This window comes from Faecalibacterium sp. DFI.5.82, from assembly GCF_029076575.1.
GTDB lineage: Bacteria > Bacillota > Clostridia > Oscillospirales > Ruminococcaceae > Faecalibacterium > Faecalibacterium duncaniae.
In genome coordinates this window covers 117,032-130,310 of sequence record NZ_JARFIS010000009.1, presented here as the reverse complement: position 1 = coordinate 130,310, position 13,279 = coordinate 117,032, and the positions used below count along the sequence as shown (strand labels likewise).

Here is a 13,279-nt window from a genome sequence, read left to right as displayed (position 1 = left end):
AAAACTGCGGCATCCTCTGCCGCCGGAATGGAGATAAATGCTTATGAACACCAAGATTGTTGTGGATTCCTCCGCCAGCCTGTACACCTTGCAGGGCGTGGATTTTGAATGCGTTCCCCTGAAGATCATCACCGACGATGCCGAATATCTGGACAACGGCACAATGGATGCCCTGGGCATGGCCCAGACCCTGCGTACCTATAAGGGCAAGACCTCGACTTCCTGCCCCAACGTCAGCGATTGGCTGGCCGCCTACGAGGGAGCCGACGAGGTGTATGCCATCACCATCACGGGCACTCTGTCCGGCAGCTACAATGCCGCCCAGCTGGCCGCCGAGGAATACCAGCAGGAGAACCCCGGCAAGCGGGTGTTCGTGCTGGACAGCCTTTCCACCGGCCCGGAGCAGCGCCTGCTGGCCGAGCATCTGCGGGATCTGCTGGCTGAGGGCAAGGAGTTTGACGAGGTCTGTGAAGAAATGCTCCGCTACCACAAGCACACCCATCTGCTCTTTTCGCTGGAGTCGCTGGCCAATCTGGCCCGCAATGGCCGCGTGAAGCCTGCCGTTGCTGCTGTGGCGCGGATGCTGGGCATCCGGGTCATCGGACAGGCAAGTGAGGCCGGAGAGCTGGATGTTCTCTGCAAGACCCGTGGTGAGCATGGTGCGCTGGAGCGCATCGTGCTGGAACTCAAGGAGCACGGCTACACCAACGGCAGGCTCCATATCTCTCACTGCGGCAATCCCGCTGCCGCCGAGCGCCTGAAGCACATGGTAAAGGCTGTGTTTGATGGAGCAAAGGTGGACATCAGCGAATGTGGCGGTCTGTGCAGCTATTATGCAGAGCTGGGTGGCCTGCTGGTTGGTTATGAGGACGCGGAAGCATAAGCGGACAACCCTCGGAAAAAATTCTGCCACGATTGAATAGGCGCTCATAGCGGGGGAAGCCGTTGTGGGCGCTTTTTTGTTTGCAAAATCTTCCGCTCTGCGCTATACTAACAGCATCAAAAATCGCCGTGGGCGGCAGGGGAGGGATACCACATGTTCAGATTGCCTATCGTCAAGTTTTTTAACCGCATCTTCAACCGTGTCACGATCACAGTGGTGCTGGTGGCTTTACAGGTGCTCTGGCTGCTCTGGGCGTTCTGGTCGTTCACGGCGGGGCGGGTCTGGCTGAACGGTGCCCTGAAGGCGCTGAGCATCCTGATCGTGCTGTATCTGGTGCGCAAGGATGAAAACAGTGCTTATAAGATCGGCTGGATCGTTCTGATCGGCCTTCTGCCTCTGCTGGGCGGCGCGCTTTATCTGGCTTTTGGCAACAAGGCCCCCGCCAAGCATCTGCGGGAGCGGATGCAGAAGGTGGAACAGGCCCATCAGACCGAGCTTGCCCAGCCTGAGGGCCAGACCGATGCGCTGGATATCTCCAGCCGGAACCTGAGCCGCTACGTGGCAAAGTTCGGGCCGTATCCGGCCTGGAGGGATACCGCTGCTCACTACTTTTCCTGCGGGGAGGAGATGTATCCCCAGCTGCTGGCAGATCTGGACAAGGCGGAAAAGTTCATCTTTCTGGAATTTTTTATCCTCCGTTCCGGCAAAATGTGGGACGGCGTGGAGCAGATCCTCCGCCGCAAGGCCGCTCAGGGCGTGGATGTGCGGCTGATCTACGATGATTTTGGCAGCCTGCTGGGCCTGCCCAGTGATTTTGTCATCCGCATGGAGAAGGCGCATATCCGCTGCATCCCTTTCAACCCGGTGGTGCCGCTGGTCTCGCTGGTGATGAACCACCGCGACCACCGCAAGATCGTGGTGGTTGATGGCAATGTGGCCTACACCGGCGGCGTGAATCTGGCGGATGAGTATATCAATGCCGAGCAGCGCTTTGGCTACTGGAAGGATGCGGCCATCCGGCTGGAGGGCGCCGCTGTCTGGAACTTTACCGTGATGTTCCTCAATGTATGGAACGCCTTCCGCCCGCAGGAGACCGATTACACCGCCTTTGCGCCCACCCGCCTGCCCGCAGTGCAGGATGGCGTGGTGCAGCCCTACGCGGACAGCCCGCTGGATGAGGAACCGCTGGCCGAGACGGTGTATCTGGACATCCTCTCTCAGGCCCAGAGATATGTTTATATCTATACGCCCTACCTGGCCGTGGGCGAGGAGATGCTGGATGCTCTGAAAAGTGCGGCCAAGCGCGGGGTGGACGTGCGGCTCATCCTGCCTGGGATCCCGGATAAGAAGCTGGTGTTCCGGCTCAGCCGTTCCTACTATCTGCCCCTGCTCAGGGCGGGTGTGCGCATTTATGAATTCACGCCCGGTTTCCTCCACGCCAAGTGCTATGTCAGTGATGACCGTGTCGCCGCGGTGGGCAGCATCAATATGGATTACCGGAGCCTGTTTCTCCACTTTGAGTGCGGAACACTGCTCTTCCATAACAGCCAGATCGCCGCACTGCGGAAGGATGTGGAGCGCACCCTGCCGCAGTGCCGGGAGATCATGCGGTCCGACTGCCGCACCAATCTGCCGGGCACAGCACTGGACGGCGTGCTGCGGCTGCTGAGCCCGTTGATGTGAACGGCTGCGCGCAGCACGCGGGGAGCTTTTCCACGCAAGTGAAACGGGCCATTCCATCGCCCGCCCTATTGCCTGCGGCAACAGGGTCCCACCCCAGCGGACACTTGCTTTGGAAAACTCCCGTCGGCTGCGTAATCTTACGCTCTTCTGGACATACTATGGGGCAAAGGCCCAATGGGCCGTGTGGAAAGGGAGCGTATCTATGAATCAGAACCATCGGGCTCTTTGGAGCTGTGCCATGGCGGCGGCGCTGCTGCTGACCGCCTGCGGCAAAACGAACGCCGGGTCGGGCAGCTCCGGCAGCATGAGCGGAAGCAGCGGAACATCCTCCGCACAGACCCAGACAGCGGCATGGAAAACCGGTCTGGGTGTGGTGACAGAGGCCACCGATCAGGACAGGGCAGGGAAAATTGAGCTGGCAGCGGCCGCTGTCCTGTTGGATGGCGAGGGGAAACTGGAGAGTGTTCTGCTGGACGAGCTGGAAGTGTCTGTTTCGGCGGACAGTACCGGCCATGTGACCCTGCCTACCGACTGGCGCACCAAGCGGCAGAAGGGGGTCGATTACCCGCTGGCCGAGGTCTCTTCCCTGAAAAAGGGATGGGCGGAACAGGCGGATGCCTTTGCCAATTACCTGATCGGCATGACCCCGGAACAGGTCTCCATGCTCAAAGTGGATAAGGATGGCAAGCCCACGGATGCCGACCTGCTGAGCGGTTGCACCATTGCAGTGGACCGTTACCGGGATGCCGTGACCCGGGCCTGTGCCAATGCCAGGGCACTGGGTGCCGCCAAGGGCGACAGGGCCGCGCTGGGCATCGAAGCGGTGAACGGGACTTCGGACATTACCGCCACCGATGACAAGGATGTGAATGCGCAGGTGGATGTGAGCATTGTGGCACTGACCACCGATGCGGACCGCCGTGTGACCAGCGCCATTGCGGATATGGCCGAGCCGGCCCTGACGGTGGTGTCGGACGGCGGTGTGACAGCTCCGGACCTCGTCAAGACCAAGCTGGAGCTGGGTGAGGACTACGGGATGCGCGGCGCATCGGCGCTGGGCAAGGAGTGGTATGAGCACAGCGAGGGCTTCTGCGATGCCCTCAAGGGCAAGACCCGCACCGAGATCGCCGGGCTTTCCGGCGGCGATGCCGACCTGAAGGCTCTGTGTACCATTGACATCACCGATCTGCAAAAGGCGGCGCTGGATGCCCTGAGCTGAGGAGGAAACCCTTTTCGGTCTCGCAATCGCGCACCGGCTCTCCCGGATAGGGGAACGGTGGCATTCCGCTGCGTTTTCAGAGAGAAACCCTCTCGCCGCGTCTGGCAGCTGCCGACGCGGCGTTTTTGTTTTGTCAAAATGACCGCTTTGCCGTGGTAAAGCAGTAAAGATTTGAGCAAACTGCGAAAAATCAGGTTTCCCCCTTGCCAAATGGCAGAAAACGCGTTATTCTATAACCACAGTTTAGCAATTTAGCATGGTAAAGCAATAAAATAAAGCTGCTTGCCACTGAGGGAGGAACCGTATATGAAACGTCTTGTATCCGCATTTCTGGCCGGTGCCATGGCACTGAGCCTTGCCGCCTGCGGCGGTGCCGCTTCCACTTCCACTGCCGCATCTGCCTCGGCCTCTGCTTCCGGCAGTGCTGCCGCATCCCAGGCTGCAGGCAGCGACCTGGATTACATCAAGGGCAAGGGCAAGCTGGTCATTGGCTACACTGTTTACGAGCCCATGAACTACACCGATGCCGATGGCAACTTTACCGGTTTTGATACCGAGCTGGCCACTGCTGTCTGCGAAAAGCTGGGCGTGGAGCCGGAGTTTGTGGAGATCAACTGGGATACCAAGGTCGTGGAGCTGGATGCCAAGAGCATCGACTGCATCTGGAACGGTATGACCCTGACCGATGACATCATGCAGAACACCGCTACCACCAAGGCTTATGCAAAGAATGCACAGGTGGTCGTTGTGAAAGATGGCACCGATTATACCTCTACCGCTGACCTGGTGGGTAAGACCGTGGTCGCCGAGGCTGGTTCCGCCGGTGAGGCCGCCATTGAGGGAGACGAGAACCTGGCACAGGCTGATTACGTTTCCAAGAGCGTTCAGACCGACTGCCTGATGGAAGTTGCCGCAGGCACTGCCGATGCCGCTGTACTTGACCTGACCCTGGCCAACGCCATGATCGGTGAGGGCACTGACTATGCCGACCTGAAGATCGTGGACGAGCTGAACGCCGAGGAGTACGGCGTGGCATTCCGCAAGGGCAGTGATGCTGCCGCCGCTGTGGATGAGGCCTTTGATGCACTGAAGGCCGATGGCACCATGCAGGCACTGGCCGATCAGTACGATCTGGCACTGGCTGACTGAATTTGTTGAAAAACTCCTTCCGTCATCGCTATGCGATGCAACCTCCCTCGGTGAGGGAGGCTTTTTGTTGCCGATGCGTGAAAGGCTCCCGAGCAGAGGGAACTTTCACCGGCTGTGATGGAAGGGGAATATGGATTCTGAATAAAAAAGGTGTGTTTTTGTGTCTGTGATTCTTATGCGCCTGTCCGGCGCGTTCCTGCTCAATTGTGAGCTCTTTGCCCTGACACTGTTGTTTGCACTGCCGCTGGGGCTGGTGGTCTCGTTTGGCTCCATGAGCCGCTGCAAGCCGCTGGCCGGGCTGGTCAAGACCTTTGTCTGGATCATCCGCGGCACCCCGCTGATGCTGCAGATCATTGTGATCTATCTGGGCCCCGGCCTGCTGGGCATGAACAACCCCTGGCCCTCCGGCTCCGGCGGACGGATGGTGGCGGCGGTGGTGGCTTTTGCCATCAACTATGCCTGCTATTTTTCTGAGATCTACCGCGGCGGCATTGAAGCGGTGCCCAAGGGGCAGACTGAGGCCGGGCAGGTGCTTGGCATGACCAAAACACAGATCTTTTTCAAGGTGACCCTGCTTCAGGTTGTCAAGCGCATCCTGCCCCCCATGGGCAACGAGATCATCACGCTGGTCAAGGATACCTCGCTGGCAAACACCATTGCCAACAAGGAAATCATTATGATGGCCAAGGAGTACAGCGCAAAGGGCCTGATCTGGCCGCTGTTCTCCACCGCGCTCTTCTTCCTGGTGTTTGTGGGCGCACTGACCATCCTGTTCAACTGGGCTGAAAAAAAGCTCGATTATTTCCGCTGCTAAGGAGGCAGATAGATTATGGCGTTGCTCGAAGCTTCCGGTATCGGGAAAAATTTTGGCGAGACCCATGTGTTGAAGGATATCTCCCTGGATCTAGAGCAGGGTGAAGCGCTGGCGATCATCGGCTCGTCCGGTTCCGGCAAAACAACTCTGCTGCGCTGCCTGAACTTTCTGGAACGGCCTGACACGGGTGTTATCAAGGTGAACGGCGAGACCATGTGGGATGCCGCCGACCCTGCCACCCAGAAGGAAAGCGAGATCCGCAAAAAGCGGCTCCATTTCGGTCTGGTGTTCCAGAACTTCAACCTGTTCCCGCAGTACACGGCCTTACAGAACGTGATGCTGGCAGGGGAACTGCTGGCAAAGGAACGTCCGGAGTATCAGGCAAACAAAAAGGCCATCCACGCGGAGCTGGAACAGCAGGCGAGAGAACTGCTGGCGCAGATGGGCCTTTCGGAGCGGGCCGGCCACTACCCGCATCAGCTCTCCGGCGGCCAGCAGCAGCGTGTGGCCATTGCCCGCGCGCTGGCGCTTCACCCGGATATCCTCTGCTTTGATGAGCCCACCAGCGCCCTTGACCCGGAGCTGACCGGCGAGGTGCTGAAGGTCCTGCGTGATCTTGCTGACCGCAAGACCACGATGATCATTGTCACCCATGAGATGCACTTTGCCCGCGATGTGGCCGACCGCATCCTGTTCATGGATGGCGGCGTGGTCGTGGAGGAGGGCCCGGCCAAACAGCTCATCGACCACCCCCGGGAAGAGCGTACCAGACAGTTCCTCGCACATTATTCAGAATGACCCGAACCGCCCCGGAATGCAGAGACGCACGCCGGGGCGGTTTTATCTCTTGCACTCTGTGGGTGTTTTTTGGTATACTGATAAAAACAGGGGGGCGGAAAAATGACAGTAGCACGGAAACGAGCACTTGCAAACGCAGTTGCATCGGCCCGGATGGAGGGGCTGGAGATCTCAGAGCAGGAAAAGAGAGACTGCCTGCGCTATCTGGATGGAAAAATCGACACTGCAACCCTTGTAAGAGAAGCATTGAAACGTCAGAAAAAGCAGGAGCTGTCCCGGAGGTGACGAATGCCTTATACCATCGAAGCGGCTCAGGACGGCTGCTATCCGGGAACGACAGTCCTGGTCAATAAATTTGATCTGCATACGCAAAAAGAGCTGAATGCAGTAGAATCGGTTCTGGTTACGGCCAAAACGATACAATGGTCAGAGAACCCCCGATGTGCAGCATTTGATTTTGAGCACTATAAAGCAATCCATCGACATTTATTCGGTGAGTTGTATGATTGGGCGGGACAGGTACGGATGGTCAACCTGTCCAAAAAAGGAACGCAGTTCTGCCCGGTGGAGGAAATCCCACGGGTGAGTGCGGCAATTTTTAAGCGTCTTGCGCAGAATAATCTTCTTTGTGGGCTTGCAAGAAATGATTTTATCGCTGCATTGGTGGATCTTTATCAACGAACCAACGAGCTGCACCCATTTCGGGAGGGCAATGGGCGGACACAGCGCGTCTTTTTGTCACAGTTAGCAGAAAATGCGGGGTATGATTTGGATTTCACTGCGGTAGATCCGGACGAGTTGATGATCGCAACGATTTATGCGGCGCAGGGAATCGAAGCACCGCTGCAACAGGCGTTTGAGAAAATCGTCCAAAATGTGGAATGACCCGAACCGCCCCGGAATGTAGAGATGCACGCCGGGGCGGTTTTGCTGTACAGAGCAGGTTTGGGCTGCTCAGGACGAATATGGTGTGGCTGCGGCGATCATCTCGGAGGATGATACGCCGCTGAGCATTCCGGATGAGGAGACCCCGCCTTCGGGCAATGCCGGAACGGGGTTCTGGAGCATTCTGTTCCAGCTGCTGAGGCATCTGACCGGGAAGCACTGAAAAATTTGAAAAAACCTCTTGAAAATTCATCGCAACCTGATATAATACCCACATGAACAAAAACGTCCTGCCCATTGCGCGGCAGGGCGTTTTTGTCGGAAAAAATTCGTTTTATAAGGTCTGTGATGCTTTTCCAAGGAGGAACGTGCGTATGACGAAAGATATGACGCAGGGCAGCCCGCTCAAGCTGATCCTTGCCTTTGCGGTGCCGCTGATGCTGGGCAGCCTGTTCCAGCAGTTCTATAATCTGGCAGATACCATCATCGTGGGCCGCTTTGTGGGCGTGGAAGCCCTGGCGGCAGTCGGCAGTGTGGGTGGTCTGAACTATCTGGTGCTGGGCTTTGTCAATGGCATTGCCTGCGGCTTCTCCATCCCCATCTCGTGGACATTCGGTGCGAAAGACTATGTGGAGATGCGCCGCTACACCGCCAATGCCGTCTGGCTGAGTGTCTTTTTTGCCGCAGTGCTTACCGTGGTCACGGTGGCCATGACCCGTTTCATTCTGGTCTGGACCAATACCCCGGACAACATCATCGATCTGGCGGACATCTACATCCGCACCATCTTTATCGGCATCCCGTTTACGCTGCTGTACAACATGACCAGCGCCCTGATGCGCGCTCTGGGCGACAGCAAGCGGCCCCTGTACTTCCTGCTGGTGGCAAGCTTTCTGAACATCGGGCTGGACCTGCTCTGCATCATCACCTTTAAGATGGGCGTGTTCGGTGCAGCATTCGCCACCGTGTTCAGCCAGGCAGTAGCCGGTCTGGGCAGCCTGTGGTACATCCTCAAGCATTATAATGAGCTGCGCTGGAACAAAGAAGAAAGCCGCCTGAGCAGACAGCACTGTGTCAAGCTGTGCGGCATGGGCATCCCCATGGGTCTGCAGTGCAGCATCACGGCCATCGGTTCCGTTGTGCTGCAGGGTGCAGTCAATGGTTTGGGCAGTGACATCGTGGCAGCACAGACTGCAGGCGGCAAGGCGGCACAGTTCCTGTCCGTCCCGCTGGAGAGCATTGGCACGGCCATGACCACCTACGCCAGCCAGAACATGGGTGCCCACGACCTGAACCGTGTGAACAAGGGCGTGAACACCGCCCTGGGCATCGGCTGCATGTACAGTGTGGCATCCTTCCTGATCCTGCGCGTGCTGGATAAGGCTTTGATCGGCCTGTTCCTTGAGAGCAGCCAGACCGAGATCATGGCCAACGCCCAGAGCTTCATCTTCTGGAACAGCGTGTTCTATATCCCGCTGGCGGTCCTTATCATTTACCGCTACACCATTCAGGGTCTGGGTTATTCCAGCCTGGCCATGTTTGCCGGTGTGGCAGAGATGATCGCCCGTGCTATGGTGGGTTTCCTGTTCGTGCCGCTGTGGGGCTATTTTGCCGCCTGCATTGCAAACCCGGTGGCCTGGTTCTTTGCCTGCTTCTTCCTGATCCCGGCGTATATCGTTGTGTTCCGGAAGCTGAAACAGGAAAAAGCAAGACCGCACGCAAACTTGTAAAAATTGAGCCGCTCTTTTGCGAAACCGCAGAAGGGCGGCTCTTTTGTTGCCTAGTAGGGGAGACCTTGGCGAAGAGGGAAAGCCTCATGCAGCGCCAAAGCTGAGAGGCTGTATAGAGCAGGGCCTGCCCAATTCCTTTACAAATAACACCAAAACGATTATACTATAAATAATTATGTCACAAGGGGGTGAGGAGCATGGAGCTGGAACAGATCGAGGGAACGGTGGAGGACATTATCTACGAGAACCCGGATAACGGCTACACGGTGTTTGAAATTTCCGGCGGCGGCACGGTCACCGTGGTGTGCGGGATCGTGGGCGAGCTCCATGCGGGCGAGAGCGTGGTCTGCCGCGGTAAATATGAGAACCACGCCACCTATGGCCGCCAGTTCCACGCCCAGGAGTGCGAGACCGATATGCCGAAGGATCTGGAAGCGGTATACGCCTTCCTTGCCAGCGGCTCCCTGCCTTATATCGGGGCGCGCACGGCCAATAAGATCATCGACAAATTCGGCGCGGCGGCGCTGGAGGTGATCGCCAACGACCCCGCACAGCTCACCCTGATTCCCGGCATCTCGGCGGACAAAGCTGACCGCATCCAGCAGGAGTTCAAGCGGATGTTCGGAATGCGGGAACTGATCGCCTATCTGGCGCAGTTCGAGATCAGCCCCCGCCGCGCCATGGAGGTGTTCCGCGTCTTTGGCCCCAGTGCCATGCAGGCCATCTCCCAGAACCCTTATCTGCTCTGTGGGGAACCCCTGCAGCTGGATTTCCGCCATGCCGACAGCATTGCACAGTATTACCACATGGAAGGGGACTGCACCCAGCGGCTGGAAGCAGCGCTTCTCCGCACCCTGCGCCATAACGCGGGCAACGGTCACACCTGCCTGCCCCGTGCGCAGCTGCTGGACACGGCATCCCACTTCATCCAGCAGCCGCCCGAAAAGCTGGCCCGTGCGCTGGACCACTGCATTGAGACCGGGCAGCTTGGCGTAAAGATGCTGGAGGCGGTGCCGTATATTTATCTGCCTGACCTGCTGGAAGCAGAACAGGCCATTGCCGATCGGCTGGCCCTGCTGGCGAAGCGGGAAAAGCAGACGGTGCGGGACCTTGATAAAAACATCCAGGTACTGGAGCTGACCCAGGGCTTCGCCTATGCGCCCCTGCAGCGGGAAGCCATCCGCAAGGCCATGACCGAAAACTGCCTTGTGCTGACCGGCGGCCCCGGCACCGGTAAGACCACTACGGTCAACGCCATCCTGCAGTTGCTGGAACATCAGGCAGACCGGGTGGCGCTTTGTGCTCCCACGGGCCGTGCGGCCAAACGGCTGAGTGAACTGACCGGCCGCAAGGCCTCTACCATCCACCGCCTGCTGGAGGTGGACTACTCCGGCGGTGTGGTCAGCTTCATCCACAATGACAAGAACCTGCTCAAATGCGATGTGGTCATTCTGGATGAGATGAGTATGGTGGATGTGAAGCTGTTTCAGGCGCTCATTGCAGCCCTGCGGTACAGCTGCCGCATTATTATGGTGGGCGATGCCGACCAGCTGCCCAGCGTGGGGCCCGGCAACATTCTGGGCGAGGTCATCCGCTCCGGGCTGGTGCCCACCGTCTGCCTGAACGAGATCTTCCGGCAGGCCAGACGCAGCCTTATTGTGGAGAACGCCCACCACATCATCAGCAGTGAGCCGCTGCAGAAGGGCGGTAAGACAGACGATTTCTTCTTTCTGGAATCGGACGGCGATGCGGCACAGAAACTGGTGTGCGATCTTGTCACCACCCGTCTGCCCCGGAGCTATGGCTTTGACCCTGTCCGGGATATTCAGGTGCTCTGCCCCACCAAGCTGGGTCCCACCGGCACCCAGGCGCTGAATGTGGAGCTGCAGAACCTGCTCAACCCGGAGCAGAAGGGCAAACCCCAGCTCCAGGGCGCCTCCCGGGTGTTCCGGGTAGGCGATAAGGTGATGCAGGTGCGGAACAACTACGAGATCGTCTGGAACCGCATTGGCGGGGAGCAGGGCGTGGGAGCCTATAACGGTGATATCGGCATTGTGGAATCCATCAACATGCGCGACCGCTCCATGGTGGTGCGGATGGATGACCGCCGCCTGCTCTACCCGGCGGAAAACCTGAACGAGCTGGAGATCGCCTACGCCATCACGGTGCACAAGAGCCAGGGCAGCGAGTTCCCGGCGGTGGTGCTGCCGGTGGCGCAGGTGCCGCCAAGGCTCTGCTACCGCAACCTCTTCTACACCGGCGTGACCCGTGCCCGCAAATTGTGCATCGTGGCCGGGCGGCGGGATGTGGTGAACCGGATGATGTCAAATGTCCGGCAGAACCTGCGGTACAGCGGCCTGTGCGAATTGCTGAAAGAGAATCTGCCGCCGGAACAGATGGCGGCGGAATAACCTCTCAGGCGCTTTGCGCCAGCTCTCCTACTAGGAGAGGTTTGGTCTATACTTTTTTACTGGCTTATGCTACAATATAAATTGATTTGATTTCCCGCCCGAACGGGCATTTACGATAGAAAACAGGGGAGCAGAGAAAGGAACATTTCATTATGGCACAGAATGACATCGGCATCGATCTGGGCACAACGACCATTATCATTGCACAGGCAGGGCAGGGAGTCGTGCTCAACCAGCCCAGCGTGGTGGCAATGGATACCCGCAAGAACTCCGTGCTGGAGGTGGGCGACAAGGCCCTGGCCATGGTAGGCCGCACCCCCAACTATATTTCCGCCATTTTCCCGCTGAAGGACGGTGTTATCAGCGACCACACCATGACCCGGGAGCTGATCTGCCGGTTTGTGAATCAGGTGTACAGTTCCCACATGGTCAAGCCCCGGGTGGCTGTCTGCGTGCCCGCTGCCATCACCGGCATTGAGAGTGATGCCGTGGTGGAGGCCGTGATGGCCGCCGGTGCCCGTCAGGTCTACCTGATCGATGAGCCCATTGCCGCTGCACTGGGTTCCGGCATCGACATCACCCAGCCCGATGGCCGGATGATCATTGATATCGGCGGCGGCACCACCGATATCGCTGTCCTGTCTCTGGGCGGCAAGGTCAAGGCCACCAGTGTCCGCGTAGCGGGCAACCACTATGATGACGAGATCCTGAAACATGTCCGCAACAAGTTCAGCATTGCCATCGGCCAGCGTACCGCAGAGCAGCTGAAAAAGAACGTCGCCTGCTGCCCCCAGAAGGCCGATTTTGACGAGACGATGGAGGTGAAGGGCCGCAGCCTGCTGACCGGCCTGCCCATCAAGGTGAATGTTTCCACCAGCGACCTCTACGAGCCTGTGATGATGCTGAGTGAGCAGATCGGCACTGCCGCCCATCAGGTGCTGGAAAAGACCCCGCCCGAGCTGGCAGGCGATATCTTCCGCAATGGTGTGGTGCTGACCGGCGGCGGCGCACAGCTGCACGGCCTGCCCGAATACCTGAGCCAGGAGCTCAAGGTGGATGTGACCGTCTCGCCCGATCCCGTGAACTGCGTGGCGTTGGGCACCGCCATGAGCCTGGGCCTGAACGATAAGCTGGAGACCGGCTTCCTGGATGCGACCCCCCGCATGGGCCGCCGTTAACCGGGGCCCTGACCCGGCTCGTTAAGAATTTGGAAAAGTTGCAACAAAATTTTGTTCATACTTGTTGAATCGGGTCGGGAAATATTGTATAATATTGTCAAATCGCTTTTTGCGCGCCGGGGCCTGCTCCGGAGTGCGGAGTAAATTATTATTAGGAGGAAGACCATGAATCTGGGTTCTGATGTGGTTATCACCATTACCGGTATCGTGCTGGTGTTTGCCATCCTCGTCCTGCTGATGTTCATCATCACGCTGGAAGGCAAGATCTTCGACGGTATGGCCGCCAAGAAGAAGGCAGCCAAGGAGCCTGCAGCTCCCAAGGCTGCCGCAAAGCCCGCTGCCCCCGTGCAGCAGGCTGCTCCCGCCCCTGTGGTGGAGGAAGGCATTCCCGGCGATGTGGTTGCCGCAATTATGGCAGCCATCCATGCCATGGGCAATGGCAAGTACACCCTGAAGGCCGTGCGCCGTGCTGCAAATGGCTGGAGCAAGGCTGGTGTCAACGACACCACCGCACCTTTTTAACACAGGA

The 13,279-nt window shown here is 58.3% G+C and carries 13 protein-coding genes; all 13 read left to right on the top strand.

Annotated elements, in window-relative coordinates; all coding sequences use genetic code 11:
• Positions 1-43: 43 nt before the first annotated feature.
• The 13 genes from P0G09_RS11710 to P0G09_RS11650 all read left to right on the top strand — a co-directional run bounded on the left by P0G09_RS11710 (position 44) and on the right by P0G09_RS11650 (position 13,272).
• Complete coding sequence (locus P0G09_RS11710) at positions 44-883, top strand: DegV family protein (protein ID WP_227622816.1); 840 nt, start codon at positions 44-46, stop codon at positions 881-883.
• A gap of 153 nt (positions 884-1,036) precedes the next feature.
• A complete protein-coding gene (cls, locus tag P0G09_RS11705; RefSeq protein ID WP_098922128.1) occupies positions 1,037-2,566 on the top strand; it encodes a cardiolipin synthase in 1,530 nt (509 codons plus the stop codon).
• Positions 2,567-2,768: 202 nt separating this feature from the next.
• Positions 2,769-3,785, top strand: coding sequence for a hypothetical protein (locus tag P0G09_RS11700; protein ID WP_275252757.1), 1,017 nt, complete (start codon positions 2,769-2,771; stop codon positions 3,783-3,785).
• 306 nt (positions 3,786-4,091) lie between these two features.
• Complete coding sequence (locus P0G09_RS11695; RefSeq protein ID WP_275252756.1) at positions 4,092-4,934, top strand: transporter substrate-binding domain-containing protein; 843 nt, start codon at positions 4,092-4,094, stop codon at positions 4,932-4,934.
• A gap of 175 nt (positions 4,935-5,109) precedes the next feature.
• Entirely contained in the window at positions 5,110-5,748 is a 639-nt protein-coding gene (locus P0G09_RS11690) for an amino acid ABC transporter permease (RefSeq protein WP_005936193.1), read from the top strand.
• Between the two features lie 15 nt (positions 5,749-5,763).
• Positions 5,764-6,546 carry an amino acid ABC transporter ATP-binding protein gene (locus P0G09_RS11685; RefSeq protein WP_097773767.1) on the top strand — a complete coding sequence of 261 codons (783 nt, stop codon included), beginning with the start codon at positions 5,764-5,766 and terminating at the stop codon, positions 6,544-6,546.
• A 102-nt stretch (positions 6,547-6,648) separates the two neighbouring features.
• The gene (locus P0G09_RS11680; protein WP_035395000.1) at positions 6,649-6,831 is read left to right on the top strand and encodes an antitoxin VbhA family protein; all 183 of its coding nucleotides are present in this window, start codon (positions 6,649-6,651) and stop codon (positions 6,829-6,831) included.
• 3 nt (positions 6,832-6,834) lie between these two features.
• Complete coding sequence (locus P0G09_RS11675; RefSeq protein WP_249257102.1) at positions 6,835-7,431, top strand: Fic family protein; 597 nt, start codon at positions 6,835-6,837, stop codon at positions 7,429-7,431.
• Between the two features lie 85 nt (positions 7,432-7,516).
• Positions 7,517-7,654 (top strand): hypothetical protein, encoded by a 138-nt coding sequence (locus tag P0G09_RS11670; RefSeq protein WP_275252755.1) that lies wholly within the window; start codon positions 7,517-7,519, stop codon positions 7,652-7,654.
• A 151-nt stretch (positions 7,655-7,805) separates the two neighbouring features.
• Positions 7,806-9,161, top strand: a complete 1,356-nt coding sequence (locus tag P0G09_RS11665) for an MATE family efflux transporter (protein WP_275252754.1) — start codon at positions 7,806-7,808, stop codon at positions 9,159-9,161.
• A 197-nt stretch (positions 9,162-9,358) separates the two neighbouring features.
• The gene (locus tag P0G09_RS11660; RefSeq protein ID WP_275252753.1) at positions 9,359-11,572 is read left to right on the top strand and encodes an ATP-dependent RecD-like DNA helicase; all 2,214 of its coding nucleotides are present in this window, start codon (positions 9,359-9,361) and stop codon (positions 11,570-11,572) included.
• 152 nt (positions 11,573-11,724) lie between these two features.
• The gene (locus P0G09_RS11655; protein WP_005936170.1) at positions 11,725-12,750 is read left to right on the top strand and encodes a rod shape-determining protein; all 1,026 of its coding nucleotides are present in this window, start codon (positions 11,725-11,727) and stop codon (positions 12,748-12,750) included.
• Between the two features lie 165 nt (positions 12,751-12,915).
• Positions 12,916-13,272 carry an OadG family protein gene (locus P0G09_RS11650; protein ID WP_005936167.1) on the top strand — a complete coding sequence of 119 codons (357 nt, stop codon included), beginning with the start codon at positions 12,916-12,918 and terminating at the stop codon, positions 13,270-13,272.
• Positions 13,273-13,279: the final 7 nt, after the last annotated feature.

Coding starts and splice junctions, on each gene's coding strand:
- P0G09_RS11710 (WP_227622816.1), top strand. CDS start 44: ATGAACACCAAGATTGTTGTGGATTCCTCCGCCAGCCTGTACACCTTG.
- cls (WP_098922128.1), top strand. CDS start 1,037: ATGTTCAGATTGCCTATCGTCAAGTTTTTTAACCGCATCTTCAACCGT.
- P0G09_RS11700 (WP_275252757.1), top strand. CDS start 2,769: ATGAATCAGAACCATCGGGCTCTTTGGAGCTGTGCCATGGCGGCGGCG.
- P0G09_RS11695 (WP_275252756.1), top strand. CDS start 4,092: ATGAAACGTCTTGTATCCGCATTTCTGGCCGGTGCCATGGCACTGAGC.
- P0G09_RS11690 (WP_005936193.1), top strand. CDS start 5,110: ATGCGCCTGTCCGGCGCGTTCCTGCTCAATTGTGAGCTCTTTGCCCTG.
- P0G09_RS11685 (WP_097773767.1), top strand. CDS start 5,764: ATGGCGTTGCTCGAAGCTTCCGGTATCGGGAAAAATTTTGGCGAGACC.
- P0G09_RS11680 (WP_035395000.1), top strand. CDS start 6,649: ATGACAGTAGCACGGAAACGAGCACTTGCAAACGCAGTTGCATCGGCC.
- P0G09_RS11675 (WP_249257102.1), top strand. CDS start 6,835: ATGCCTTATACCATCGAAGCGGCTCAGGACGGCTGCTATCCGGGAACG.
- P0G09_RS11665 (WP_275252754.1), top strand. CDS start 7,806: ATGACGAAAGATATGACGCAGGGCAGCCCGCTCAAGCTGATCCTTGCC.
- P0G09_RS11660 (WP_275252753.1), top strand. CDS start 9,359: ATGGAGCTGGAACAGATCGAGGGAACGGTGGAGGACATTATCTACGAG.
- P0G09_RS11655 (WP_005936170.1), top strand. CDS start 11,725: ATGGCACAGAATGACATCGGCATCGATCTGGGCACAACGACCATTATC.
- P0G09_RS11650 (WP_005936167.1), top strand. CDS start 12,916: ATGAATCTGGGTTCTGATGTGGTTATCACCATTACCGGTATCGTGCTG.